This window comes from Rhodococcus mengyinensis (assembly GCF_048381435.1).
In the GTDB taxonomy this organism is placed as follows: domain Bacteria; phylum Actinomycetota; class Actinomycetes; order Mycobacteriales; family Mycobacteriaceae; genus Rhodococcus_F; species Rhodococcus_F opacus_D.
The window spans coordinates 27,397-48,047 of record NZ_JBLWIT010000163.1 but is presented as its reverse complement, the minus strand read 5'-3'; the positions used below and the strand labels follow the sequence as shown (position 1 = coordinate 48,047).

Annotated in this window: 22 protein-coding genes and 1 pseudogene; 13 read left to right on the top strand and 10 right to left on the bottom strand. The window is 65.6% G+C overall.

The window, feature by feature from the left end:
• Nucleotides 1-41 precede the first annotated feature (41 nt).
• Nucleotides 42-1,186, bottom strand: a protein-coding gene (locus ACNJ7E_RS43965) for an IS3 family transposase (protein WP_317762045.1) whose coding sequence is annotated in 2 segments (ribosomal slippage) — nt 42-907 and nt 907-1,186 — 1,146 coding nt in all. Because the reading frame shifts where the segments join, the coding sequence is not laid out codon by codon here.
• A 33-nt stretch (nt 1,187-1,219) separates the two neighbouring features.
• A complete protein-coding gene (locus ACNJ7E_RS43960) occupies nt 1,220-2,164 on the bottom strand; it encodes an MFS transporter (RefSeq protein ID WP_418342755.1) in 945 nt (314 codons plus the stop codon).
• Here ACNJ7E_RS43960 and ACNJ7E_RS43955 point away from each other — a divergent pair.
• Complete coding sequence (locus ACNJ7E_RS43955; RefSeq protein WP_418342754.1) at nt 2,154-2,408, top strand: SDR family oxidoreductase; 255 nt, start codon at nt 2,154-2,156, stop codon at nt 2,406-2,408. The two genes, ACNJ7E_RS43960 and ACNJ7E_RS43955, sit on opposite strands and share 11 nt — an antisense overlap.
• A gap of 12 nt (nt 2,409-2,420) precedes the next feature.
• Here the strand turns inward: ACNJ7E_RS43955 and ACNJ7E_RS43950 are convergent, their stop codons facing one another.
• The gene (locus ACNJ7E_RS43950) at nt 2,421-3,236 is read right to left on the bottom strand and encodes an IclR family transcriptional regulator (protein ID WP_418342753.1); all 816 of its coding nucleotides are present in this window, start codon (nt 3,234-3,236) and stop codon (nt 2,421-2,423) included.
• Between the two features lie 215 nt (nt 3,237-3,451).
• On the opposite strand from ACNJ7E_RS43950, the gene ACNJ7E_RS43945 reads away from it, so the two are divergent.
• The 12 genes and pseudogenes from ACNJ7E_RS43945 (at nt 3,452) to ACNJ7E_RS43890 (ending at nt 14,959) form a co-directional block, all read left to right on the top strand.
• On the top strand, nt 3,452-4,447 hold the full coding sequence (locus tag ACNJ7E_RS43945; protein WP_418342752.1) for a MaoC family dehydratase: 996 nt from the start codon (nt 3,452-3,454) through the stop codon (nt 4,445-4,447).
• A 6-nt stretch (nt 4,448-4,453) separates the two neighbouring features.
• Nucleotides 4,454-5,410 (top strand): HpcH/HpaI aldolase/citrate lyase family protein, encoded by a 957-nt coding sequence (locus tag ACNJ7E_RS43940; protein WP_418342751.1) that lies wholly within the window; start codon nt 4,454-4,456, stop codon nt 5,408-5,410.
• 7 nt (nt 5,411-5,417) lie between these two features.
• Nucleotides 5,418-6,566, top strand: coding sequence for an acyl-CoA dehydrogenase family protein (locus ACNJ7E_RS43935; protein WP_418342750.1), 1,149 nt, complete (start codon nt 5,418-5,420; stop codon nt 6,564-6,566).
• Nucleotides 6,567-6,618: 52 nt separating this feature from the next.
• Complete coding sequence (locus ACNJ7E_RS43930; RefSeq protein WP_418342749.1) at nt 6,619-8,037, top strand: aldehyde dehydrogenase family protein; 1,419 nt, start codon at nt 6,619-6,621, stop codon at nt 8,035-8,037.
• Complete coding sequence (locus tag ACNJ7E_RS43925) at nt 8,034-9,185, top strand: acyl-CoA dehydrogenase family protein (RefSeq protein WP_418342748.1); 1,152 nt, start codon at nt 8,034-8,036, stop codon at nt 9,183-9,185. The genes ACNJ7E_RS43930 and ACNJ7E_RS43925 overlap by 4 nt, the downstream gene beginning before the upstream one ends.
• A gap of 28 nt (nt 9,186-9,213) precedes the next feature.
• A complete protein-coding gene (locus tag ACNJ7E_RS43920) occupies nt 9,214-9,615 on the top strand; it encodes a hypothetical protein (RefSeq protein ID WP_418342747.1) in 402 nt (133 codons plus the stop codon).
• Nucleotides 9,612-10,466 carry an alpha/beta fold hydrolase gene (locus ACNJ7E_RS43915; protein ID WP_418342746.1) on the top strand — a complete coding sequence of 285 codons (855 nt, stop codon included), beginning with the start codon at nt 9,612-9,614 and terminating at the stop codon, nt 10,464-10,466. Before ACNJ7E_RS43920 ends, ACNJ7E_RS43915 begins: the two co-directional genes overlap by 4 nt.
• Nucleotides 10,463-11,701: a CaiB/BaiF CoA transferase family protein gene (locus tag ACNJ7E_RS43910; RefSeq protein ID WP_418342745.1), complete on the top strand. Its 1,239-nt coding sequence runs from the start codon at nt 10,463-10,465 to the stop codon at nt 11,699-11,701. Before ACNJ7E_RS43915 ends, ACNJ7E_RS43910 begins: the two co-directional genes overlap by 4 nt.
• A gap of 186 nt (nt 11,702-11,887) precedes the next feature.
• Nucleotides 11,888-12,712 carry a crotonase/enoyl-CoA hydratase family protein gene (locus tag ACNJ7E_RS43905; protein ID WP_418342744.1) on the top strand — a complete coding sequence of 275 codons (825 nt, stop codon included), beginning with the start codon at nt 11,888-11,890 and terminating at the stop codon, nt 12,710-12,712.
• A gap of 14 nt (nt 12,713-12,726) precedes the next feature.
• Nucleotides 12,727-13,860 (top strand): IS701-like element ISRhosp4 family transposase, encoded by a 1,134-nt coding sequence (locus ACNJ7E_RS43900; RefSeq protein ID WP_418342743.1) that lies wholly within the window; start codon nt 12,727-12,729, stop codon nt 13,858-13,860.
• Complete coding sequence (locus tag ACNJ7E_RS43895) at nt 13,857-14,018, top strand: hypothetical protein (protein WP_005569480.1); 162 nt, start codon at nt 13,857-13,859, stop codon at nt 14,016-14,018. The genes ACNJ7E_RS43900 and ACNJ7E_RS43895 overlap by 4 nt, the downstream gene beginning before the upstream one ends.
• Before the next feature lie 64 nt (nt 14,019-14,082).
• Nucleotides 14,083-14,959: pseudogene (locus ACNJ7E_RS43890) on the top strand (IS5 family transposase).
• Nucleotides 14,960-15,411: 452 nt separating this feature from the next.
• On the opposite strand, the gene ACNJ7E_RS43885 reads toward ACNJ7E_RS43890, so the two are convergent.
• The 7 genes from ACNJ7E_RS43885 to ACNJ7E_RS43855 all read right to left on the bottom strand — a co-directional run bounded on the left by ACNJ7E_RS43885 (nt 15,412) and on the right by ACNJ7E_RS43855 (nt 20,596).
• Nucleotides 15,412-15,720, bottom strand: coding sequence for a hypothetical protein (locus ACNJ7E_RS43885; RefSeq protein WP_005255867.1), 309 nt, complete (start codon nt 15,718-15,720; stop codon nt 15,412-15,414).
• A gap of 458 nt (nt 15,721-16,178) precedes the next feature.
• Nucleotides 16,179-16,691: a ribbon-helix-helix protein, CopG family gene (locus ACNJ7E_RS43880; protein WP_418342742.1), complete on the bottom strand. Its 513-nt coding sequence runs from the start codon at nt 16,689-16,691 to the stop codon at nt 16,179-16,181.
• Nucleotides 16,692-16,774: 83 nt separating this feature from the next.
• On the bottom strand, nt 16,775-17,854 hold the full coding sequence (locus ACNJ7E_RS43875) for a ribbon-helix-helix domain-containing protein (protein WP_418342741.1): 1,080 nt from the start codon (nt 17,852-17,854) through the stop codon (nt 16,775-16,777).
• 163 nt (nt 17,855-18,017) lie between these two features.
• Complete coding sequence (locus ACNJ7E_RS43870) at nt 18,018-18,236, bottom strand: hypothetical protein (protein WP_418342740.1); 219 nt, start codon at nt 18,234-18,236, stop codon at nt 18,018-18,020.
• Between the two features lie 98 nt (nt 18,237-18,334).
• Nucleotides 18,335-19,405, bottom strand: coding sequence for a PDDEXK nuclease domain-containing protein (locus tag ACNJ7E_RS43865; protein WP_418342739.1), 1,071 nt, complete (start codon nt 19,403-19,405; stop codon nt 18,335-18,337).
• 90 nt (nt 19,406-19,495) lie between these two features.
• The gene (locus ACNJ7E_RS43860) at nt 19,496-20,038 is read right to left on the bottom strand and encodes an RNA polymerase sigma factor (protein ID WP_418342738.1); all 543 of its coding nucleotides are present in this window, start codon (nt 20,036-20,038) and stop codon (nt 19,496-19,498) included.
• 138 nt (nt 20,039-20,176) lie between these two features.
• A complete protein-coding gene (locus ACNJ7E_RS43855; RefSeq protein ID WP_418342737.1) occupies nt 20,177-20,596 on the bottom strand; it encodes a hypothetical protein in 420 nt (139 codons plus the stop codon).
• Between the last annotated feature and the right edge of the window lie 55 nt (nt 20,597-20,651).

Sequence of the window (20,651 nt, the reverse complement as noted above, 5' to 3'; positions counted from 1 at the left end):
GGGACTGCCCCCACCCTGGTTGACACACGGGGTGTGCAGTTTCAGGCCGCGTGTGCGGTCTGATGGAGCGTCTCATATTCGACGGGTGTCAGTCGACCGAGACCGCGTTGCCGGCGACGCCGGTGGTAGGTCTTCTCGATCCACTCGACGATCGCCAACCGTAGTTCCTCACGGCTGCTCCAGCGGCGACGGTCGAGGACATTGCGTTGCAGCAACGCGAAGAACGATTCCATCGCGGCATTGTCACCACATGCCCCCACCTTCCCCATTGATCCTTGTAAACCATTGCAGGTCAGCAATTCTACGAAGATCCCGGAACGGAACTGGCTGCCGCGATCGGAATGTACGACGGTGCCGTCCGGGTTGCGGAGCGCAATGGCATTTCGCAGCGCCGAACATGCCAGGTCCGCGGTCATCCGGTCGGCGATCGAATAGCCGACGATCCGGGTGGAGAAGCAGTCCTTGATCGCGCAGAGGTAGAGCTTGCCCTCATCGGTCCAGTGCTCGGTGATGTCGGTCAACCACAACCGGTCGGGCTGCTGGGCGCTGAACTGCCGCCTGACGAGGTCGTCATGGACCGGTGGCCCGGAGCGACGATGAAGTCCTCGCTTCTTGGCGAACACCGAGAAGATCCGCTGCTGCGAACACAGCCGGTGGACGCGGTTCTCGCCGGCGACGATGCCGTGGGTGGGTAGTTCGTCGGCGATGAACCGGTATCCGAACTCCGGATCGCCGGCGTGGATATCGAGTGCGGCGTTGATCAGATGGGCATCGTCCCAGTCCCGTCGGGACACGGGATCGGTGTTCCACTTGTAGAACGCTTGCCGGGAGAATCCCAGCACCCGGCAGGTCACCGCGACGGCGATACCGTCGGCGGCAAGTTCACGGACCAGCGGGAACATCATTTTGGGTTGACGTCCCTCGATAGGTAGGCCACCGCCCGGCGCATCACCTCCGCTTCCTGTTCGAGCAGCCGGATACGTTTGCGGGCCTCGCGGAGCTCGTCGGATTCGTCTCGTGTGAGGCCCGGTCGGGTGCCGTCCTCGATGTCGGCCTTGCGCAGCCAGTTCTTCAGGCAAGTCTCGGAGATCCCGAAATCTTTCGCGATCTGCTCCAGCGGGGCTTCGCGTTTGCGGGCCACGGCGACGACGTCGCGGCGGAACTCTTCCGGGTACGGCTTTGGCATGTCGATCATCCTTCCACCGTGAGGGCAGATCCCTCACAGGTCAGGTGTCAACCAGAGCCGGGGCAGTCCCGTCAGGCTCTGGGTGGTGGTGAACCCATGCTCGGTGAGGAGCGTCGGGACCCAGGAGTTGTAGCCGTAGAACCCGGACAGTGCGAGTGCCATGGTCAAACACAGCACGATGGTCCTCTTGGAGTACCCGCCCCGGAACAGATCGTCGGGTCGGCCTGCCGCAACGACTGGCTGCGGCAGGATCTGCGGCAGTTCGGCACGTGTGATTTCCCGTGCCTCACTCTCGATCCGCGCGACGATTTCCTCAGCGCGCTCAGAATGACCATTTTCCTGCAACCAGCGAACCGATTCCGGAAGCCAGCGTGCGGTGACCGCGATGAGGAGCAGTCCGGACGTGCCGAGAACGAAGATCCAGCGCCACGCCGAGGGTCCGATTGGCACGATCCAGCGTGCGAGCCATGCCATGGCGGGGACACCGAGCAGGCTGAATGCAACGATCCACGTCTGCGCACGTCCACGATGCAGTTTCGGGAACATCTCCGAGACGTAGGTCAGGACGACCACCGTCATGGCTTGAAGTCCGACGCCGGTCAGAACTCGATACACGGCCAGATCTGCGACGCCGACCGCGAATGCGGACAGGAGCGAAAAGGTCGAGAAGAAAACGGTGGCGCCGATGATGATGCGCTTGCGGCCGAAGCGGTCGGCAAGACGCCCACCCACGATGGAGCCGGCGAACATACCGAGAAATGACGCTGCCGTGATCGTGCCGACGTCGCTCACCGAGAGACCCCAGTCCGCCCGGATGGCCGGTGCGGCGAACGCGAAGGTGTTCAGGTCGGCCATGTCGACCAGTAACAACGCCGCCAGGACGGCAAGCCAGCGTTTGTGAGACCTCGTCATCACAGGGATGCGGTTGAGCCGGGCGCTGAACTGCGCCCCGCCGTCCGTTGCATCAATGACTTCCATTCATTCCTCCGGAGCTTTGAACGCAGTCAATCCGGTCGTCGCGCAGACCGGCTTCATCAAAAACGCGCTCGGGGTCGACGAACTCGACGACCAGGCTCGCACCGGGTTGACCGCGAACATTCCGATGGACCGCATCGCGACGCCGGACGATGTCGCCTCAGCCATCGCTTTTCTCGCGTCGGATCAGGCCGGATTCCTCACCGGTGTGTGCCTCGACGTCGACGGTGGTCGTTCCATTCAGTGACCACTCGCGCGGTCAATCGGCGAGCGCATCGCCGATTGACTGCGCAGTCTGGCGTACCCAGCTTCCCCATTCCGGCACTCGGGCGGGCATGAACCGAATGTCGGGCATGCTGATCGCCACTGCCGCGACGGGCCGGCCGGAAGGGCCGGGAACTGCGGCACCGATCGCGCACACGTGGGCACGGTTCTCGGAGATGTTGACTGCGTACCCGCGTTCTCGCGCTTCGAGGATCTGGTGGAGGAGCTGCTTGGGGTCGACGATGCTGTTGGCAGTGGGCTTGGCCAGCGGTCGCGCGAGCATCGCCTCGAGCTTGTCGTCGGGCAGCATCGCCAACCACGCTTTCCCGCTCGCACTGGTGTGGAATGCGACTCCTGCCCCGATCTGGTTGAAGGTTCGGACTGGATGAATCGAGTCGACTCGCTCGATGAGGACCAACTGGCTGTCACCATCTGGCAGGGAGAAATGGATGGTTTCGCCGGTGCGCTCTCCCAGCTCGGTCAGATAGGGAAGCGCCACGTCACGGAGGCTCTGCGCCGGCGCATTCCGGCGGGCTAGGGCGAGCAGCCGCGGACTCAGTTGCCACCGGGTGATCGGCTCGTCCGAGGTCTCCGCCCATCCCTCCTGCTGCAAAGTGCGCAGTAGCCGTTGCACCGTCGACTTCGGCAGGTCGAGTTGGCGGGAGAGGTCGCCGACTCCGATCGGCTGGCCTTGAGCGGCTACGGCCTCCACGACGCGCAGGCCGCGAATAAGGGTCTGCGTGCCCGCCGGTCCTGTTGCCGCCTGCGGCTGGTCGACTACCGGGTCCACCTCGGATCGCGTGCTGGTCATCAGGGCTACGTCCAATCATGGGATGTGAGGAAGCTTCGCACAGCGGTTCATTCTATGGCACAGATGGCATGCCCGTCGGCATCGAACACTCCCTGAATCGGGAAATGCCTGGTTCACGCGCCTCTTGACAACGAGGTGATCGGCGATACACACTCAATGCGTGCCACTCAGTGTCACGACATGTCACTAGATGAAACGCTTAGGAGATTTTTCGCATGACAACGGATCCGGTGAATTGGCCACTGATCCCTCGCGGCACCTTTTTCGAGGACCACGTCGTCGGGCGAGTCTTCGATCACCACTGGGGTCGGACGATCCACGCCAGTGACAATCTGACCTTCAGCACCCAGACACTCGCGTTCAACCCTGTGCACTTCAATCGGGCAGCCGCAAAGGCGGCGGGGCACCCCGACGAGGTGATCAACCCTTTGCTGGTGTTCTCGGTGGTCTTCGGTCTCAGCGTGGAGGACCTCAGCGAGCTCGGCGGACCGTTCCTCGGCGCAACGGATGTCACGTACCTCCGCGACGTCTACCCGGGCGAGACCGTTTACGCGTCGAGCACGGTCGTAGAGGCACGCGCATCCGAGACGCGCCCCGACACCGGCATCGTCACCTGGCACACCGTGGGCCGTGACACCGCGGGACAGGCAGTGATCGAGTTTCACCGCACCAACCTCGTGCGCCGGCGCACGAGTTCCACCGAGCTTCTGGCGGTGCCGGACGGCTATGCCGAGGACTTCACGGTCGGAGCACGGTTCCGGCACGCCCGCTCACGCACGATCACCGACCTCGATCTCAACGGGCTGACCCTGCTGGTGATGAACAGTGCGCCCGGCCATTTCAGCGAGCAAGCGATGGCCGACACCGCCTTCGGTGAGCGGATCAACTTCGGTGGTCTCACCCTCTCCTTGACAGTCGGTCTCGCCACCCAGGACACCACCGGGCAGGCCGTGCGTGAACTCGGTCTGGACGACATCCGATTCCCGGTACCGGTGCGTAACGGTGACACCGTGGGGGCCGCGACCGAGGTGCTTGCCATCGACCCCCTCGACGGTGGTGACGCCGTCGTGACGTTCCGGCACCTCGGTGTCAACCAGCGAGGCGAGATCGTCTGCCAGACCACCCGCCGGGTCCAGGTCCGCCGCCGAGCCGCAGAACAACCCGCGGCACCCACCGCATCCTCTTCCTCCCTCATCTCGACAGAAAGCTGACTGACAATGCTGAACAACCGCCCCTTCCGTCCGCGTCGCTCGTGCATGGCCGTCCCGGGCAGCAGCGACAAGATGATCAAGAAGGCCCAGGGCCTGCCGGCCGACCAGATCTTCCTCGATCTCGAGGACTCGGTGGCCCCCATCGCCAAGCCCGCGGCCCGCGCCACGATCGTCGAGGCCCTCAACCATGGCGACTGGACCGGAAAGACCCGCGTGGTGCGCGTCAACGACGCCGACACCGTCTGGGCACACGAAGACGTCCTCGAGATTGTCCGCGGCGCCGGGGCCAACCTGGACTGCATCATGCTCCCCAAGGTGGAGAAGGTCGCACACATCCATTGGCTCGACATTCTGCTCACCCAGGTCGAGCGCGAACAGGGCCTGCCCGAAGGGGGGATCGGCATCGAAGCGCAGATCGAAGGCCCCGCCGGGCTGAGCGAAATCGAGGAAATCGCGACCGCCACGGCCCGCACGGAAACCCTCATCTTCGGCCCCGGCGACTTCATGGCGGCCATGAAGATGCCCGCACTGACCATCGGCGCCCCCGGTTCCTCTGGATTCGACCCGTTCGACACCGTCCTGATGACGATCGCCATGACCGCCCGCAAGCACGGCCTGCAGGCCATCGACGGCCCGTACGCGCTGATCCGTGACACCGACGGCTACCGGGCCGCCTCGGAACGCGCCGCCGCCTACGGTTTCGACGGCAAGTGGGTGCTGCACCCGGGCCAGCTCGACACGGCCAACGAGGTCTTCGCGCCCACTCAGGAAGACTACGACAAGGCCGAACTGATCCTCGAGGCCTACGCGCACTACACCTCCGAGGCCGGCGGCGGCCGCGGCGCCGTGATGCTCGGCGACGAGATGATCGACGAGGCGAGCCGCAAGCTGGCGGTGCCCACCGCCGAACGAGGCCGGGTCTTCGGCATGGCCCGGACCACCCGCTTCGAACCGGGAGCCTGAGCTCGTCATGAAGCGCAGCCTGTACGACGCTGATCACGATCTCTTCCGAGAGACCGTGCGGGAGTTCGTAACCCGTGAGGTCGCCCCCCACCGGGAACGCTGGGAGCAGGCGGGGCTGGTGGACCGGTCGGTGTGGTCGATGGTCGGATCGCTGGGACTGCTCGGGATCGGCGCCCCCTCCGAACACGGCGGCGGTGGGGTCGCCGACTACCGGTACCGGATGGTGGTCATCGAGGAGCTCTGCGCGGCCGACTCGGCCTCCTTCAACGCGGGGCTCTCCGTGCAGGACGATCTCGTCCTGCCGTATCTGATCGATCTCGGGACCACCGACCAACAGTCGCGATGGATACCGGCGATGTGCGCCGGTACTGCGATCGGGGCGCTCGCCATGACCGAGCCCGGTGCGGGCAGTGACCTTCAGAGAGTGCGTACCACCGCCCGACGCACCGCCGACGGCTGGATTCTGGAGGGGCAGAAGACCTTCATCACCAACGGGATCCTCGCCGACGTGGTCGTGGTGTTCGCCCGCACCGACGCCGATGCGGGGGCACGCGGGTTCTCCTTGTTTCTCGTCGACACCACGACCCCGGGGTTCCGTCGGGGTCGCAAGCTCGAGAAGCTGGGCTTACGCGGCAACGACACCGCCGAATTGTTCTTCGACGGCGTCGTGCTGACCGACGCGGACGTCCTCGGCACCGTCGGGGCAGGATTCGGCCACCTCATGGAGAGGCTGCCCCGGGAGCGGCTGTCCATTGCTGCCACTTCCCTCGCCAGCGCCCAGTCGGCGTTCGATTGGACCAAGAATTACGTGCGCGATCGCAAGGCGTTCGGCACGCGTATCGACGGTTTCCAGAACACCCGCTTCGTCCTCGCGGAGATCGGAACCGAGCTGGATGTGGCGTGGACCTATTTGGATCGATCGATCGCGCTTCTCAATGACGGTGAGCTCTCCGCCGTCGATGCGGCCAAGGCCAAGTGGTGGCTCTCCGACCTCCAGCAGCGCGTCGTCGACCGATGCCTGCAATTGCACGGCGGCTACGGGTACATGCTCGAGTACCCCGTCGCTCGGGCCTACGCGGACGCTCGCATCCAACCCATCTACGGCGGCACGAACGAGATCATGAAGGAAATCATCGGCCGTGACCTCGTCCGCTGACACCAGACCGCGAACCGGGAGCCCCCGAACCGTTCGAGAAGAGACCACAGACATGATCATCAGGTTTGACCACTGGATCAACGGCCAGAGCACGCCCAGCCACGGCGGCGAGCGACTGACCACCCGCAGCCCGGCCGACGCCAGCCCGGCAGCGGACATCGCACTGGGTAATGCCGAGGACGTCGCGGACGCCGTCCACGCGGCGTCCGCTGCGGCCGACGCGTGGCGCCGGCAGAAGCCGATCGAACGCGGCCGGGTGTTGATGCGGCTCGCGGCGATGATCCAATCCCACGCCGAGGAACTCGCCGCCCTCGAGAGCGCCGAGACCGGCAAGCCCGCCTGGCAAGCTCCGATGGAGATTGCCGGTGCGGCCGGCTATTTCGAGTTCTACGGCGGACTGGTGAATGCATTGCACGGCGAGACGATCGATCTCGGCCCGGGGCATCACTGCTTCACCCGCCGCGAGCCGTTCGGCATCGTGGGCGTGATCACGCCGTGGAACGCTCCGCTCAACCAGGCGGCTCGTGCCGTCGCACCGGCGCTGGCAGCGGGCAACGTCGTGGTACTCAAACCCTCCGAGTTCACCTCCACCACCTCCCTGAGACTGGCCGAACTGGCCACCGAAGCAGGCATGCCGGACGGAGTCCTCAACGTCGTCACCGGCGACGGGACCGCGGGCCGCGCGCTGGTGGAGAACTCAGGCGTGCGAAAGCTCGTATTCACCGGGTCGGTGCGCGCCGGCCGCGACATCGGTCACGTCGCTGCCGATCGGATCATCCCGCTCACGCTCGAACTCGGTGGCAAGTCCGCGAACATCGTCTTCGGTGACGCGGACATGGAGCGGGCGGTGACCGGGGCCCTGAACGCCTTCTCGCTCAACACCGGCCAGGTCTGTTCGGCCGGCACGCGGCTGCTGGTCGAACGCGCCGTCCACGACCAGTTCGTCGACCGTCTCGTCGACGCATGCCAGACCCTGACCTCGAGTGGCCGGCTCGGACCGCTCACCACCGGCGCCCAGTACGACAAGGTGCTGGAGTATTTCAAGATCGCCCGCGACGACGGTGCCACGGCCGCGCTCGGCGGCGAGCCGTTCTCCGATACCCGACGGGGCGCCGGGTTCTTCGTGCCGCCGACGATCTACACCGGCGTCGACAACTCCATGCGGATCGCCCGTGAGGAGATCTTCGGTCCCGTGCTGGCGGTGATCCCCTTCGACACCGAGGACGAGGCCGTCCAGATCGCCAATGACAGCGACTTCGGGCTCGCCAGCGGCGTCTGGACCTCGGACATTTCCCGTGCGCTGTGGATGGCGGACCGGCTCGAGGCCGGACAGGTGTACGTGAACACCTGGCTCGCCGCCGCCATCGAGACTCCGTTCGGTGGCTACAAACAGAGCGGTTACGGCCGCGAAAAGGGCGCCGAGGCGCTGCACCATTACACCCAAGTCAAGACCGTGACGGTGGAACTATGACAATCCTGACGTCCGCGCAGGAGAAGCTGCGCGACGAGTCGAGAGACTTCACCGCGACCGAATTGCTGCCGGTCGCAAATAAGTTGGACCCGCAACATGCGGACATTCCGTGGTCGATCGTCGACCGCATGGCTGAGCTCGGCTACTTCGGCATCATGATCGATCGCGAGTACGGTGGCCTGGGTTTGGGTATGACCGAGTACTGCCTGGTCACCGAAGAATTGTCGCGCGGCTGGATGAGCGCGGCCAGCATCATCGCCCGCGCCAACGGGACGGGTTCCGCCGTCGCCGACCCCGCCTGGCGAGCGGACATCCTGCGTCGACAAGCGGCCGGCAAATTCATTTCCGCGGGCGCGTTCAGCGAACCCGAGGCCGGCTCTGACGTCGCCGCGGTGTCCTGCCGGGCCGAACGTCGCGGTGACACCTACATACTCAACGGGCAAAAGCGGTGGTGCGGCTGGGCCGAGGCGGCCGACGCCATCCTGATCCTTGCTCGGACCGCCCCGGGCCGCCGTGAAGGACTCGACGTCTTCCTGGTGGAGAAACCGCGAGGTGAGTTCCTGCCCGGGATCACCGGCACCCCGATCCCGAAAATCGGCTATCACGGCATCACCTCGTGGGCCCTCGAGATCCGTGACCTCGAGGTTCCGGCCACCCATATGCAGCTCGGACCCAACGGGGAAACCGGCACCGGTTTCGCGTTGTTCGCGAACCTGATCAATTGGGGTCGGCTCCACACCGCCGCCCGGGCAGTCGGCGCCGCCCGCGGCGCCCTCGAAGACGCCCTCGCCTACTCGCAAGATCGCGTTCAGTTCGGCAAACCGATCTCCTCGTTCCAAGGAATCAAGTTCCGGCTCGCCGACATGGCCACCCAGGTCGCCGCGGCCCGCGCGTTCTATCTCGACGCCGCGGCCCGATTCGATGCCGGTCAGGACTGCCAGCAGGAATGTTCGATGGCAAAACTGTTTGCCAGCGAGATCGCCGAGAAAGTCGCCAGCTCCGCCCTACAGGTCTTGGGCGGCAACGGTTACACCACCGAATACGCCGTCGAACGGCACTGGCGCGATGCCCGGCTGACCCAGATCTTCGAAGGTACCTCGGAGATTCAGCGAACCATCATCGCCCAGCATCTGCTGCGTCAACCCTGACCTCGCCATCTCGATGAAAGGACATCCCATGGACCCGACACTGCCGCTCGATCTCACACGATTGCGCGCCGCCCTCGACACAGACCCCGAGTTCACCCTGCAGGCGCGCCACCTCGACACCACCATCCGCGTCGTCATTGGTGAGACCCAGTCCTTCCGGCTGGTTCTGAGCGGCGGAAAGGTGGCCGAGATCGACCCCGTCGTCACACCTTTCGACTCGTACGACATCCAGCTGGCCGGCTCGCACGAGCAGTGGAGCGCGCTGCTCGCCGCGACACCAACCGCCTTCTACCAGGACTTCTACCCCGCGATGCTGCACCACGGGTTCCGCATCGAGGGAAACATGGAGATGATCATGGCCTACTACCCAGCCATCAGGCGCCTCGGCGATCTGTTCCGCACCGTTGCGAACGACGAGGTGACAGCATGAGCGCCCGTACCGCCGACATCACCGGACGCTACGTCTACCTCGACATCGAGGGCGTGGAATACCGGGTCTACTACGAAGAAGCAGGCACCGGGGTGCCCGTCATCCTGCAACACACCGCCGGCTGCGACAGTCGTCAGTGGCGCCACCTGCTCGAAGATCCCGACTTCACCTCGACCTATCGACTGATCGCCGCCGACGTGCCCTTCCACGGCCGGTCGCTGCCGCCGGAATCACAGCAGTGGTGGACCGAAGAGTACTCACTGACCCAGAGTTTCTTCATCGCGTTCCACCTCGCACTGCTCGATGCCCTCGCACTCGACCGACCGATCTTCGCGGGATGTTCGATGGGCGGGCATCTGGCTCCAGATCTCGCACTGCACCACCCCGGGGTCTACCGGGCCGTGATCGGAATCGAAGCGGCGATGGAAAGCCACGGCGTCGAACGCATCCTGCCCTGGCTCTACCACCCCCGCATTTCGAACGACACCAAACCCGCACTGATGTACACCCTGTGCGCACCGCAAAGCCCCGAGGCGTTCAAACGCGAGACGGTGTGGGTCTACAGCCAAGGTGCACCGCCGGTATTCAAGGGCGACCTCCACTACTACCTCGTCGAGCATGACCTGACCGAAACCGCGAAGACGATCGACACCACCAAGACCGCGGTTCACATCCTGAACGGCGAATACGACTGGTCCGCTTACCCGGCGGCGGGCGAGGCACTCGCAGACGAGATCGACGGCGCCACCTACGCGACGATGACCGGGGTAGGCCACTTCCCGATGTCGGAGAATCCGGAGGCATTCAAGCAGTACTTCCTGCCGCTCCTGAAGCAGGTGGCCGAACAATGACCGGGCCGCTCGACGGGGTGCGTGTTGTCGATCTGACCCACGCTCTGGCAGGACCGTACTGCACCATGCTGCTCGCCGATCTGGGAGCCGATGTCCTGAAGGTCGAGTCCCCCTCGGGAGACCTCTCGCGCAAGGCGGGACCGTACCCCGCCGACGACAGCACACGGTCGTTCGGCGGGTACTTCCAAAGCGTGAACCGTGGCAAGCGCAGCGTGGTGTTGGACCTCAAGACTGCGGAGGGCGCCGCGACACTGCGCACCCTCGTCGCCGATGCCGATGTTCTCGTCGAGAATTTCACCCCCGGCGTCATGGAACGACTTGGACTGTCCTACGAGTCCCTGGCCGCGGACAACCCGCGACTGGTCTACGCCGCCCTCCGCGGCTTCGGTGATCCACGTTCCGGGGAAAGCCCATACCAGTCGTGGCCAGCCTTCGACGTCGTCATTCAGGCGATGGCAGGGATTTTGGGCATCACCGGCACCGAAGACGGCACCCCCATCAAGGTCGGACCGGGAGTCGCCGACATTTTCCCCGGCACGATGCTGGCAGTCGGCATCACCTCGGCGCTCTACGAAGCGCGAGGGAGCGGCACGGGACAGTTCGTCGACATCGCGATGTACGACGCAGTCATGTCATTGTGCGAGCGGATCGTCTACCAGCACTCCTACACCGGTGCCGTGCCCAAACCAGAGGGAAACAAGCACCCACTGCTCAGCCCATTCGACATCCTGCCCGCCACCGACGGCTGGATCGCGATCGCAGCACCCAACGACAACCGCTGGCGCCGGCTGTGCGAACTCATCGATCGCCCTGATCTCGCCGCCGACCCCGCATTCGCTACCAACGACCTGAGAGTCGCCAGTCGCGGAGCTGTCTACGACGCGCTGGCCGGGTGGGCTCGGAGTCGATCCAAGGAGGAGATCCTCGCCCACCTCGGCGGTCAAGTACCTGTCGGCGCAGTGCGTGACGCGGCCGAGATCATGGCAGACCCCCACGTGGCAGCACGCGAGATGGCCCTCACACTCGACCACCCGGGCAGTACACAGTCATTCGTCGTGGCCGGTCAACCGCTGAAATTCTCCCGCACCCCCGCCGTTCCCACTACCCGCGCCCCCCTACTCGACGAACACGGCCCACAGATTCGGGCGGCACACGAGCACGGCAAGGATAGGGCCGGTCAAGGGTTCACACCGTCAACCGCATCAGTCCTGATACACAACACACCATCCGGCTGACCTGGTGCCAGTCCGAAAGTCGACCCGCCGTGGCTGGCCGCAACGACCGGTGACCGTCGGTCGTCGTCCCGCAATTTCTGCGGATGGAGACGTGACGTCCCTTTTAGTCCCCCCGGCCCGGCGACGTCGACGACGTCGACATACGGCCCGCCGCACCAAGGCATACCCGTCCAGACTAGGAGTGCGATGACGACCGCGAACACGCAAGCCTCGTTCGCCGACCGCGTGAGATGTTCAGTGCAACAGGGAATTGCCCATGTGGTCCTCGACCGCCCGCGCAAACTCAACGCACTCGACGGCGCCATGCTCGAGGCGTTGGTGCAAGCCGGCTTACATCTCATCGACAGAACAGACGTACGCGTCGTAGTCCTATCCGGCGCTGGCCGTGGCTTCAGCGCCGGGTTGGATCTATCCCAGTTCGCCCAGATGCAATGCGGACACGGAGCCGATGCCGTCGTGATCGGCGACCGGTTCGGCGCAGCCCGAGCACTGGGGCAGAAGGCCGTCCACGTCTGGTCGATGGTGCCAGTTCCGGTCGTCGCAGCAGTGCACGGTGTGGCCTTCGGCGGCGGACTTCAAATCGCGCTGGGTGCGGACATCCGCATAGTGGCACCAGACACTCAGCTGTCCGTCATGGAGATCCAGTGGGGCCTGGTCCCCGATATGGCTGGTACTCAACTGCTTCCCAAGGCAATCGGGGACGGCATGGCGAAGGAACTGACCTTCACCGGTCGAAAGTTCGACGGCACTGCGGCGGCGGAGATGAAACTTGCCACCCGACTCGCAGACGACCCGCTAGAAGCCGCACTCGAACTGGCGCACGAAATCGCGCCCCACAGCCGTACCGCGCTGTGTCAAGCAAAACGACTGCTTGACATCGCCGGTCGGGTACCCCTGGCCGACGCCTTCGACGCCGAACAAGATGCGATCGCACAACTCATCGGATCCGACGAACAGGTGGCCACCATACGACACCGATTAGTACTGCAACGGCACTTGCTTGACAGGTAGACGATACTGGTTGTGTGGTCCTCGATCTGGTTGCTTCCGAGTTGGAAGCGTTGCATGAGCGGATTTCCGGTCGGTTCGCCCGGTCGGAGCCGCGGTCCCGGGTCCGTGAGTATGTGACGGGTTTGGTTGCGGGTCTGGAACGCAAGAACGGGTGGACCCTCGCCGAGCGGGCCGGCGAAATCAGCCCGGACGGGATGCAACGGCTGCTGCGGCGGGCGGACTGGGACGTCGACGGGGTCCGCGACGATGTCCGTGACTACGTGGTCGAACGCCTCGGCGATCCGGCCGGTGTGTTGATCGTCGATGACACCGGATTCTTGAAGAAGGGCACCCGCTCGGCCGGGGTGCAACGCCAGTACTCGGGCACCGCCGGACGGGTGGAAAATTGTCAGATCGGGGTGTTCCTCGCCTACGCGAGCACGGCCGGGCACGCGTTGATCGACCGGGAGCTGTACCTGCCCGAGTCGTGGACCTCCGCCCGGGACCGGTGCCGCGCCGCCGGGATCGGTGACGAGGTGGAGTTCGCGACCAAACCGAGACTGGCGCAACACATGATCGAACGCGCCCGGGGCGCCCGGGTCCCGTCCTCCTGGGTCACCGCCGACGAGGCCTACGGGCAGGTGAAGTACCTGCGGGTCTGGCTCGAGGAACGCGATGTTTCGTATGTGTTGGCTACCCGTTGCAACGACGATGTGTTCACCCCGCACGGCCGCTCCGGCCGCGCCGACGAGATGATCGCCGCGGTCCCGGCGAAGCAGTGGCGCCGGATCTCCGTTGGCGACGGCGCACACGGCCGGCGCGAATACTCCTGGGTGCGGATCCCGATCCGGATCGCCTGGGCACCCGGGCGAGGGCACTGGCTGCTCGCCCGCCGATCCCTCACCGATCCGACCGAGATCGCGTACTACATCTGCGCCGGACCCCGCCGCACCACGCTCACCGAACTCGCCACCATCGCCGGCTCCCGGTGGCGGGTCGAGGAATGCTTCCAACAGGCCAAGAACGAGGCCGGCCTCGACCAGTACCAGGTACGCACCTACCGGGCCTGGTACGCCCACATCACCTTGTCGATGCTCGCCCTCGCCTGGCTCGCCGGAACGAAAACCGAAGCGGTAAAGGGGGAATCGGGATCGAAGATCAGGGCATGATCGCGTACACGCTACCCGAGATCCGCCGCCTGCTCGTGCAACTGATCCTGCGACACGCCCACCCGGACGAGCACATCTGGTCCTGGTCGAACTGGCGACGGCGCCGACAACACCAGGCCCGCACCTCCCACTACCGACGTCGCGGACACCTCCCATAAGTGCCGTTGCAGTATTAGAGCGTGTCTGCTTAATGTTTGATGCTTGAAGCGTGATGCTGGGTATGTGTTGCGCGCCGATGAGATTTCCGATGACCTGTGGGCTGTGATCGAGCCCGTCCTACCCGCACTGGCGGGCCGAAGGGGGCGTCCGTGGAACGACCACCGGTTGACCCTGGAAGGAATCGCTTGGCGGTTCCGAACGGGATCACCGTGGCGCGATCTGCCCGAATACTTCGGCCCGTGGCAGTCGATCTGGGAACGGCATCGCCGCTGGTCGGACGACGGCACCTACATCCGGATGTTCGCCGCGGTGCGGGCGGCAGCCCCCGAACGAGAGGAACAGCTCGAACGTCTGCTGTCGATCGACTCGACGATTGTCCGCACCCACCAGCATTCGGCCGGCGCCCTGACCGGTGCGCACACAGGGGGCTCGGTCGAATGACAAGAATCTGGCCAACGAACCCGCCGACCACGCACTCGGCCGCTCCCGCGGCGGGCTGAGCACCAAGATCCACACCCTCACCGATACGTTCTGTTGCCCGCTGACGCTGCTGCTCTCGCCGGGACAGGCAGGCGACAACCCCTACCTGGCGCCGCTGCTCGACGCGCACCGCGCCCACGACACCGCAGCGTTTCGCCTGCTAGCCGACAAGGCGTACCCGCACCCGAGCACCCGAAAAGACCTGCGGGAACGCAGAATCTCGCACACCATCCCCGAACGCCGCGACCAGATCCGACGTCGCAAGGCGAAAGGATCGGCCGGGGGTCGGCCGCCGGCCTTCGACAAGGACCGCTACCGCGAACGCAACGCCGTCGAGCGTGGTTTCGGGCGTCTCAAGCAGTGGCGTGGCATCGCCACTCGCTACGACAAGTACGCCACCACCTTCCTCGGTGGCGTACTCGTCGCTGCGCTCGTCATTCATCATCGCGTCCGTAAATAGCAGACACGCTCTAGTGCGTCACGGTCAACGCTCACGTCAGAACCCATCGGTCAATCGTATCAGTGATCGCTACGAATTCGACTGTGACACAAGGCCAACATTCTCCGCGCATTGAGCAACAGGCGTGTCGGCGTGCCTTACGCTTCGTCGGCCAATCCGGTGCACTCGCATACCGCGTTCACGGTACGACACGAAACCGGAGAGCGTCGGCCACCTCCTACCGTGCGGCGCAAGCACCTCCTGCGCCGTCGACCGCCACGCGCCCTCAGTTCCCCACTATTGGATGGTGTTTCGTGGACATGCCGGTCACCTCCCACATCTGCCCCACAGAAACTCCAGTAAGAAGGCCTGCCACGACACAGCCCGCTACTCCTCGGCAGCGTTACGGTTTTTCAACGCTATGAGGACGCCCTGGCGCTCGGCGCCCGGGATCGCACCACCCTTCCGAGGATTCACGAACCCTCAGGGGTATACAGGACTATGGCGGGTAGCGCCAATGCGTTCCAGGGGAATGGTCGGTCGTCTCCGAACACCACACCGTGCTCGAGGTCGAATCGGGCGGCGATCGTTCCGGCTTCCGAGCGGACGACCGTGCCAGCAGGTAGCGACTCCAGTTCGATGCTGGTCGTGATGATACGGGGCCTGCGGTATCCGGCGTCCAAGATTTCTTCCGCGGCGATTCGAGCATGGTCCCTCGATCGGGTGTACCCGCCGATCAGTTTCGCGATCTCGTCACGTTCGATGCTCACGTTGGCGTCCATCCGCCAAGTGTATTGGCAATCGCTGCACCGGTACTGCTGACCACGGCACCATGCGACCCCACTGCCGTCACAGCGCGCCGTTCACTCCAACCTGCCGATCTCCGCCGCGAATCAAAGAATCCGGATTCAGCTCTGCGGGTGTTTCGAGTCCGCCCGACGGCAGGGGGGTGGGCGCCTCCGGTCCCCGTACGGCAAAGTCCACACAGCGAATCCGCCGAGCAGGCGGCACACCATCTCCGCCTGACGGGTAGTCACCGAACCCGGGTGCAGACATCGACAGACCGCCGAGGACGAAGCTCTGCCATGTGCACCGTGTAGGAGCGGTCGGTGTGCCGTGTGCGGGGCGCCGCGGTCAGGAACAGTGCGGCGGCCGCTGGCAATGCGACGAGGGCGAGACACAGAAACCGATACATGAGCCCTCCGGTGGTGCGGGGCCGACCGCAATCCATGCTCGCAGGTCACACAGTGTCGTCCCGATCTTTCCGACGGGTTCTCTCGCGGCGGGCATGTTTGGCCAGCAGGTGTTTCCGGTTGTTTTGAGCGCGGAACATCTCGTCGAGCATCCGGTCTTCGATGTTGTTGTGGAAGCGGAGAATGCGTTGGGCTGCCAGATACACCAACTCTTGGCGGTTCGAGCCGAGCCGGTCGGCGAGGGCGTCGAGGTGTGCGAGGAGTTCGTCGTCGAGGGCGACGTCGACTCGGGCCGTGCGCTCCGCCGGGCGCAGGTCGTGCACGGGCGCAAAGTTTTCCAGGTCGCCGGCGAGGTCGGCGGGGTTGTCCAGGAGTCGACGCACCGCGACGCGCACCAACGCCGAGCTCAATCGTGTGCCGTGTCGGTCGGCAAGTTGCTCGATGTCGCGGCGGGCGGATGGGCGGAGGGACACCTTGAACTTCTCGTCGAGCCCGGAGGTGGCGCCCTCGGCGATCAGGGTCGGCCGGTGGTGGCCGGGGGCGGCAAGAAGTCGGTGCACCGCGACCGCGACCAGGTCTCGCGGCGACGCCTCGTAGCGGGCGGCGAGTGTGCGGAAGCAGGCGGCCGTCGGAGAGTCGAGCTTCAGGGTGACCGGGTCGTGCGAGAGCGCGCGGGCCTGGGCGTCGGCCCGGCGTGCCTGCGCCAGAGCCTCACCGGCCGCCGGGTAGGCGATGAGCGTGCGAATCCCAACGCGGAGCAGCGCGGAGACCCGCCGGGGACCGTAGTCGTCCGCCAGTCCTCCAGGCGGCGTTTGGTGTCCTCATCGAACCGGAAGACGTGCCGGCGCCCGAACGGGTTCCCCTGCGGACTCGGTGCTCGTGTAGGCGCGTGGGCAGATTGGTCGGCGGCCGCGGCCTGCCGACGGCGGATGTTCCGGGCGATCAGCAGGTCCCGGTTGGCATCCCCGCGGTAGATCTCCTCGGTCACCGCCTGATCGAGGTCACGCGGGTTCGCCAGGAGCTGGCGGGCGGCCAACCGCATCAGTTCGGCGCGGTCAGAGTCGAGCCGACCGGCGAGGGCGTCGAGCTGGCCGCGCAGGTCGTCGTCGAAATGCACATTTGTGCGCGGGCCGAGGGTTTCCGGGGTCAGGTCGCGGGCGGCGCCGATCGTGGCCAGGTCGGCGGTGAGGTCTCCCGGGTCGTCGAGGAGTCGGCGGACCGCGACCCGAATGGCCGCGGCGGTGGGGGCGTCGCCGTTGCGGGCGATCAGCTTCTCGAGGCGGACCAGGGTGGAGCGGTTGACGTACACGCGGGTGCGGCAGGTCAGATCGGTGCGGGCGTCTTCGCGGAGCACCGGGTGCCGGAATCGGCCTGCACCGGTAAGGAAGCGGTGCACAGCGACGCGGACGATCGCGCTGCGGTCGGTGTGGAACTCTTGGGCGAGTTCGTTGAGGCGAGAGCTGGTGGCGGGGTCGAGGTCGAGAGGTCTTTCCGCCCAGGTGATGCGGCGGGCGTCGGCGGAGGCGCGCCTGGCCTGGTTCAGGGCGTCGGGCACCCGGCCGGGGTCGGCGAGAAGTCGTCGTGCCGCCACCCGCACCAGTGCCCCGAAGCGGCGCGGTCCGATGTCGGCGGCCAACTCCTCGAGGCGTTGTTTAGTTTTCGGGTCGAACCGGAGCGGGATCGGATCCCCCACCGGTACGCGGCCCATGTTTGTCTTGATCATCACCGGCCATTGTTCCGGTCCGTCCGGGGACCTCGATTCGCACCCCACGGCACCGGTCGCCGCCATACTCGGGCAGTGCGTCCCGGCGAGCCCGGTGGCTGCGAGATAGTTTGTGCCCCAGCATCTGGGGGCGGGTGCTGGCGGTCGCGGGCGTGTGACTGAATCAGGAGAGGTTGAGCGGTGTGTATGGGGCCGGGGGTGGCGGGGTGTAGTGGCTGACGGGGACTCCGCCGATGGTGCCGAACTGGTCGAGGTCCATGCGGAACACGATTCCGCACTCGGGATCCCACTCGTAGGTGCCGAAGCCGTTCTCGGTGTGCTGCGGCGCATTGTCTGCGGGCTGGGTCTGGTTCTCGTCGTTGTTCTGCGCGTGTCCCGTCATGTCACCAACCTTACAATGTTGCATTGTTATGTTGCCATCCGGTTCGGATAGCTCATTCATATCGCTGGCTCGTCCCCGGTCGGCCGGCATCAGCGGGTTCACTGATCGGTGTCGGCGCGTGATGACGGAGTTGCCGCCAGGTGGGTGAGGGTCTCCCCCACTGCGGAGGCGAGTTCGTCATCGGTGGGGACGAGTTCCCTCACCGGTGCGGGCAGGGTGTCGTAGGTGTAGTCGGCGACCGCCAACGGTGCGGTGGTTCCAGCCAGGGAGTAGCGGACGACGTTGTCATTTCGTCCGGCGCACAGCAGGATCCCGATGGTCGGCGCGTGCTGGTTGTGGTCACGCAAGTTGTCGTCGATCCAGGACACGTAGAAGCCGAGTTTGCCGACGTACTCGGGTTCGAACCGGCCAACCTTCAGCTCGACCACGACGAATCGGGCCTGGATCCAGTTGAAGAACAGCAGGTCGATGTAGAAGTCGTCGCCGTCGACGTCGAAGTGGTACTGCCGGCCGACAAACGCGAAGCCGTGCCCGAGCTCGAGCAGAAATCGTTCCAACCGCGCCATCAGCGCGGCCTCGAGCTCTCGCTCCGCGACCCGGTCGGTCAGATCGAGGAAGTCGAAGACGTACGGGTCGCGGACCAGTTGCTGCGCCAGGTCGGAGTCACCGGTGGGCAGGTGGTCGGTGAAGTTCGAGGGGGCTGCGCCGATCCGCTGGTCGAGTCGGTTGCGGATTTGGTGGGAGAGGACGTTGCGGGACCAGCCCCGCTCGAACGCCGCAGCCGCGTACCAGTCGCGGGATTCCTGGTCGTCGAGACGGTCGACGAGCACGGTCACGTGTCCCCACGGGATTTGTCCAACAGCTTGTTGGACGAATGCGCTCCGGGGCCATGCCGAGGCGATTTTCCGCATGTAGTGCAGGTTGCTGCGGGAGAATCCGCGCATCTCGGGGAACTCGGACCGCAGGTCGACGGCGAGTCGGTCGATGACCTTGCTCCCCCACCCCTCGGCTGCCTGGCGGTCCAGGATCGCGCGGCCGATGTCCCAGTACAGCAGGAGCAACTCGGTGTTGACCACTCGTGTGGCACGGACCCGGGCCTGTCGGACCTGGGTTTTGAGGTGCTCGAGGAAGTCGCGGTAGTTGTCGGGCAGCAGTCCGGAGTCACTCACCGGCCCATCCTCCCGTACTGACCGGAAGCTCGAGGTTTCGGTACGAGCCGATACGTACCGTGCGTTGCGGGCGAATCATGCGTGGTCGGCTCACGGGTCGATTGCGGGTGCGAGGAGTGTGGCCAGTTGTTTGCGGGCGCGGTGGATTCGGGTTTTCACGGTCGCGACGGTGACGCCTTGGTGTTCGGCGATGTCGACGTAGGGCAGGGAGGCGAATTCGGCGAGCACGATGGCGACGCGGAAGTCTTCGGGGAGTTGGGCGAGGGCGCGGCGGACCGCGTCGATGGTGGTGATTTGCTCGTCGAATCGGGGTGCGGGGTCTTCGAGCAGGATGCCGTATTCGCCGTCGGTGTCGTCGAGGCTGTCGGTGTTCTTGCGGCGTCGGACGACGGCGAGGGCGGCGTTGACGGCGATGCGGTGCAGCCAGGTGTGGAAGCGGGCGTCGCCGCGGAATTTCGGCAGGTTCTGCCAGGCGGCGGTGAGCGTGTCCTGCAGGGCGTCTTCGGCGTCGTGGGTGTTGCCGGTGATCTGCAGGCACACGTGCCAGGCGTTGGTGCGGTAGCGGCCGGCGAGTTCGGCGAAGGCGTGGTGATCGCCGGCTCTGCACGCCGCGATCAGGTCCGCGTCGTCCATGTCCTTGTCCCCCCGTGCCGTGATCACTGTCGCTGCCGCCCCCGGGCGCCGAGGGAATCGTACCCGCCGTCACATACAGCCGCCCGAGCCAGGATTTTGGTGTCCGACCGCGCCCGGGTGGTGGGGACGTGCTGGTGGTTACAGCGGGTCGATGTCGTGGTGCCCGCCGAGGTCGATGCCGAGGTCGGTGGGGTCGTCGGCGCCGAGGGTGGAGGGGTCGGCGCTGTCGTCGCCGAGATCGAAGTCCTGTCCGGCGGGTAGGTCGAGATCCGTGTCGGCGTCGGCGTCGGCGTCGGTATCGAGGTCCGGGCCTGGGACGTTGCCGTCGTCACCATCGGTGTCGAGGTCGGTGTCGTCGTCGAGCAGGATGATGTCGTCGTCCTCGGGTACGACCGATACGTCGTCCATGTCGGGGACGAGGTCGGTGTCGACGGGTGCGGTGGTGGGGTCGAGGGCGACCTCGAGGGCGCGCGCCCACACCTCGTCGGGCACGGGCGGCAGCGCGCCCGATACCCCCAGTGCTGCAAGGACGGAGTCGTCGTCCACTGCTGCTCTCACCTCGTTTCCCTCAGTATGTCGGCGCCGACACGGACGCTCACACTTGTTGGATGCA

What these genes read in the sequence shown, in the direction of transcription:
- ACNJ7E_RS43870 (WP_418342740.1), bottom strand. Translation starts at nt 18,236, where the DNA reads ATGACGGGACACGCGCAGAACAACGACGAGAACCAGACCCAGCCCGCA.
- ACNJ7E_RS43950 (WP_418342753.1), bottom strand. Translation starts at nt 3,236, where the DNA reads ATGACCAGCACGCGATCCGAGGTGGACCCGGTAGTCGACCAGCCGCAG.
- ACNJ7E_RS43940 (WP_418342751.1), top strand. Translation starts at nt 4,454, where the DNA reads ATGCTGAACAACCGCCCCTTCCGTCCGCGTCGCTCGTGCATGGCCGTC.
- ACNJ7E_RS43885 (WP_005255867.1), bottom strand. Translation starts at nt 15,720, where the DNA reads ATGGACGCCAACGTGAGCATCGAACGTGACGAGATCGCGAAACTGATC.
- ACNJ7E_RS43935 (WP_418342750.1), top strand. Translation starts at nt 5,418, where the DNA reads ATGAAGCGCAGCCTGTACGACGCTGATCACGATCTCTTCCGAGAGACC.
- ACNJ7E_RS43955 (WP_418342754.1), top strand. Translation starts at nt 2,154, where the DNA reads ATGACTTCCATTCATTCCTCCGGAGCTTTGAACGCAGTCAATCCGGTC.
- ACNJ7E_RS43920 (WP_418342747.1), top strand. Translation starts at nt 9,214, where the DNA reads ATGGACCCGACACTGCCGCTCGATCTCACACGATTGCGCGCCGCCCTC.
- ACNJ7E_RS43860 (WP_418342738.1), bottom strand. Translation starts at nt 20,038, where the DNA reads ATGGACGACGCGGACCTGATCGCGGCGTGCAGAGCCGGCGATCACCAC.
- ACNJ7E_RS43905 (WP_418342744.1), top strand. Translation starts at nt 11,888, where the DNA reads ATGACGACCGCGAACACGCAAGCCTCGTTCGCCGACCGCGTGAGATGT.
- ACNJ7E_RS43930 (WP_418342749.1), top strand. Translation starts at nt 6,619, where the DNA reads ATGATCATCAGGTTTGACCACTGGATCAACGGCCAGAGCACGCCCAGC.
- ACNJ7E_RS43960 (WP_418342755.1), bottom strand. Translation starts at nt 2,164, where the DNA reads ATGGAAGTCATTGATGCAACGGACGGCGGGGCGCAGTTCAGCGCCCGG.
- ACNJ7E_RS43925 (WP_418342748.1), top strand. Translation starts at nt 8,034, where the DNA reads ATGACAATCCTGACGTCCGCGCAGGAGAAGCTGCGCGACGAGTCGAGA.
- ACNJ7E_RS43945 (WP_418342752.1), top strand. Translation starts at nt 3,452, where the DNA reads ATGACAACGGATCCGGTGAATTGGCCACTGATCCCTCGCGGCACCTTT.
- ACNJ7E_RS43910 (WP_418342745.1), top strand. Translation starts at nt 10,463, where the DNA reads ATGACCGGGCCGCTCGACGGGGTGCGTGTTGTCGATCTGACCCACGCT.
- ACNJ7E_RS43895 (WP_005569480.1), top strand. Translation starts at nt 13,857, where the DNA reads ATGATCGCGTACACGCTACCCGAGATCCGCCGCCTGCTCGTGCAACTG.
- ACNJ7E_RS43915 (WP_418342746.1), top strand. Translation starts at nt 9,612, where the DNA reads ATGAGCGCCCGTACCGCCGACATCACCGGACGCTACGTCTACCTCGAC.
- ACNJ7E_RS43875 (WP_418342741.1), bottom strand. Translation starts at nt 17,854, where the DNA reads ATGATCAAGACAAACATGGGCCGCGTACCGGTGGGGGATCCGATCCCG.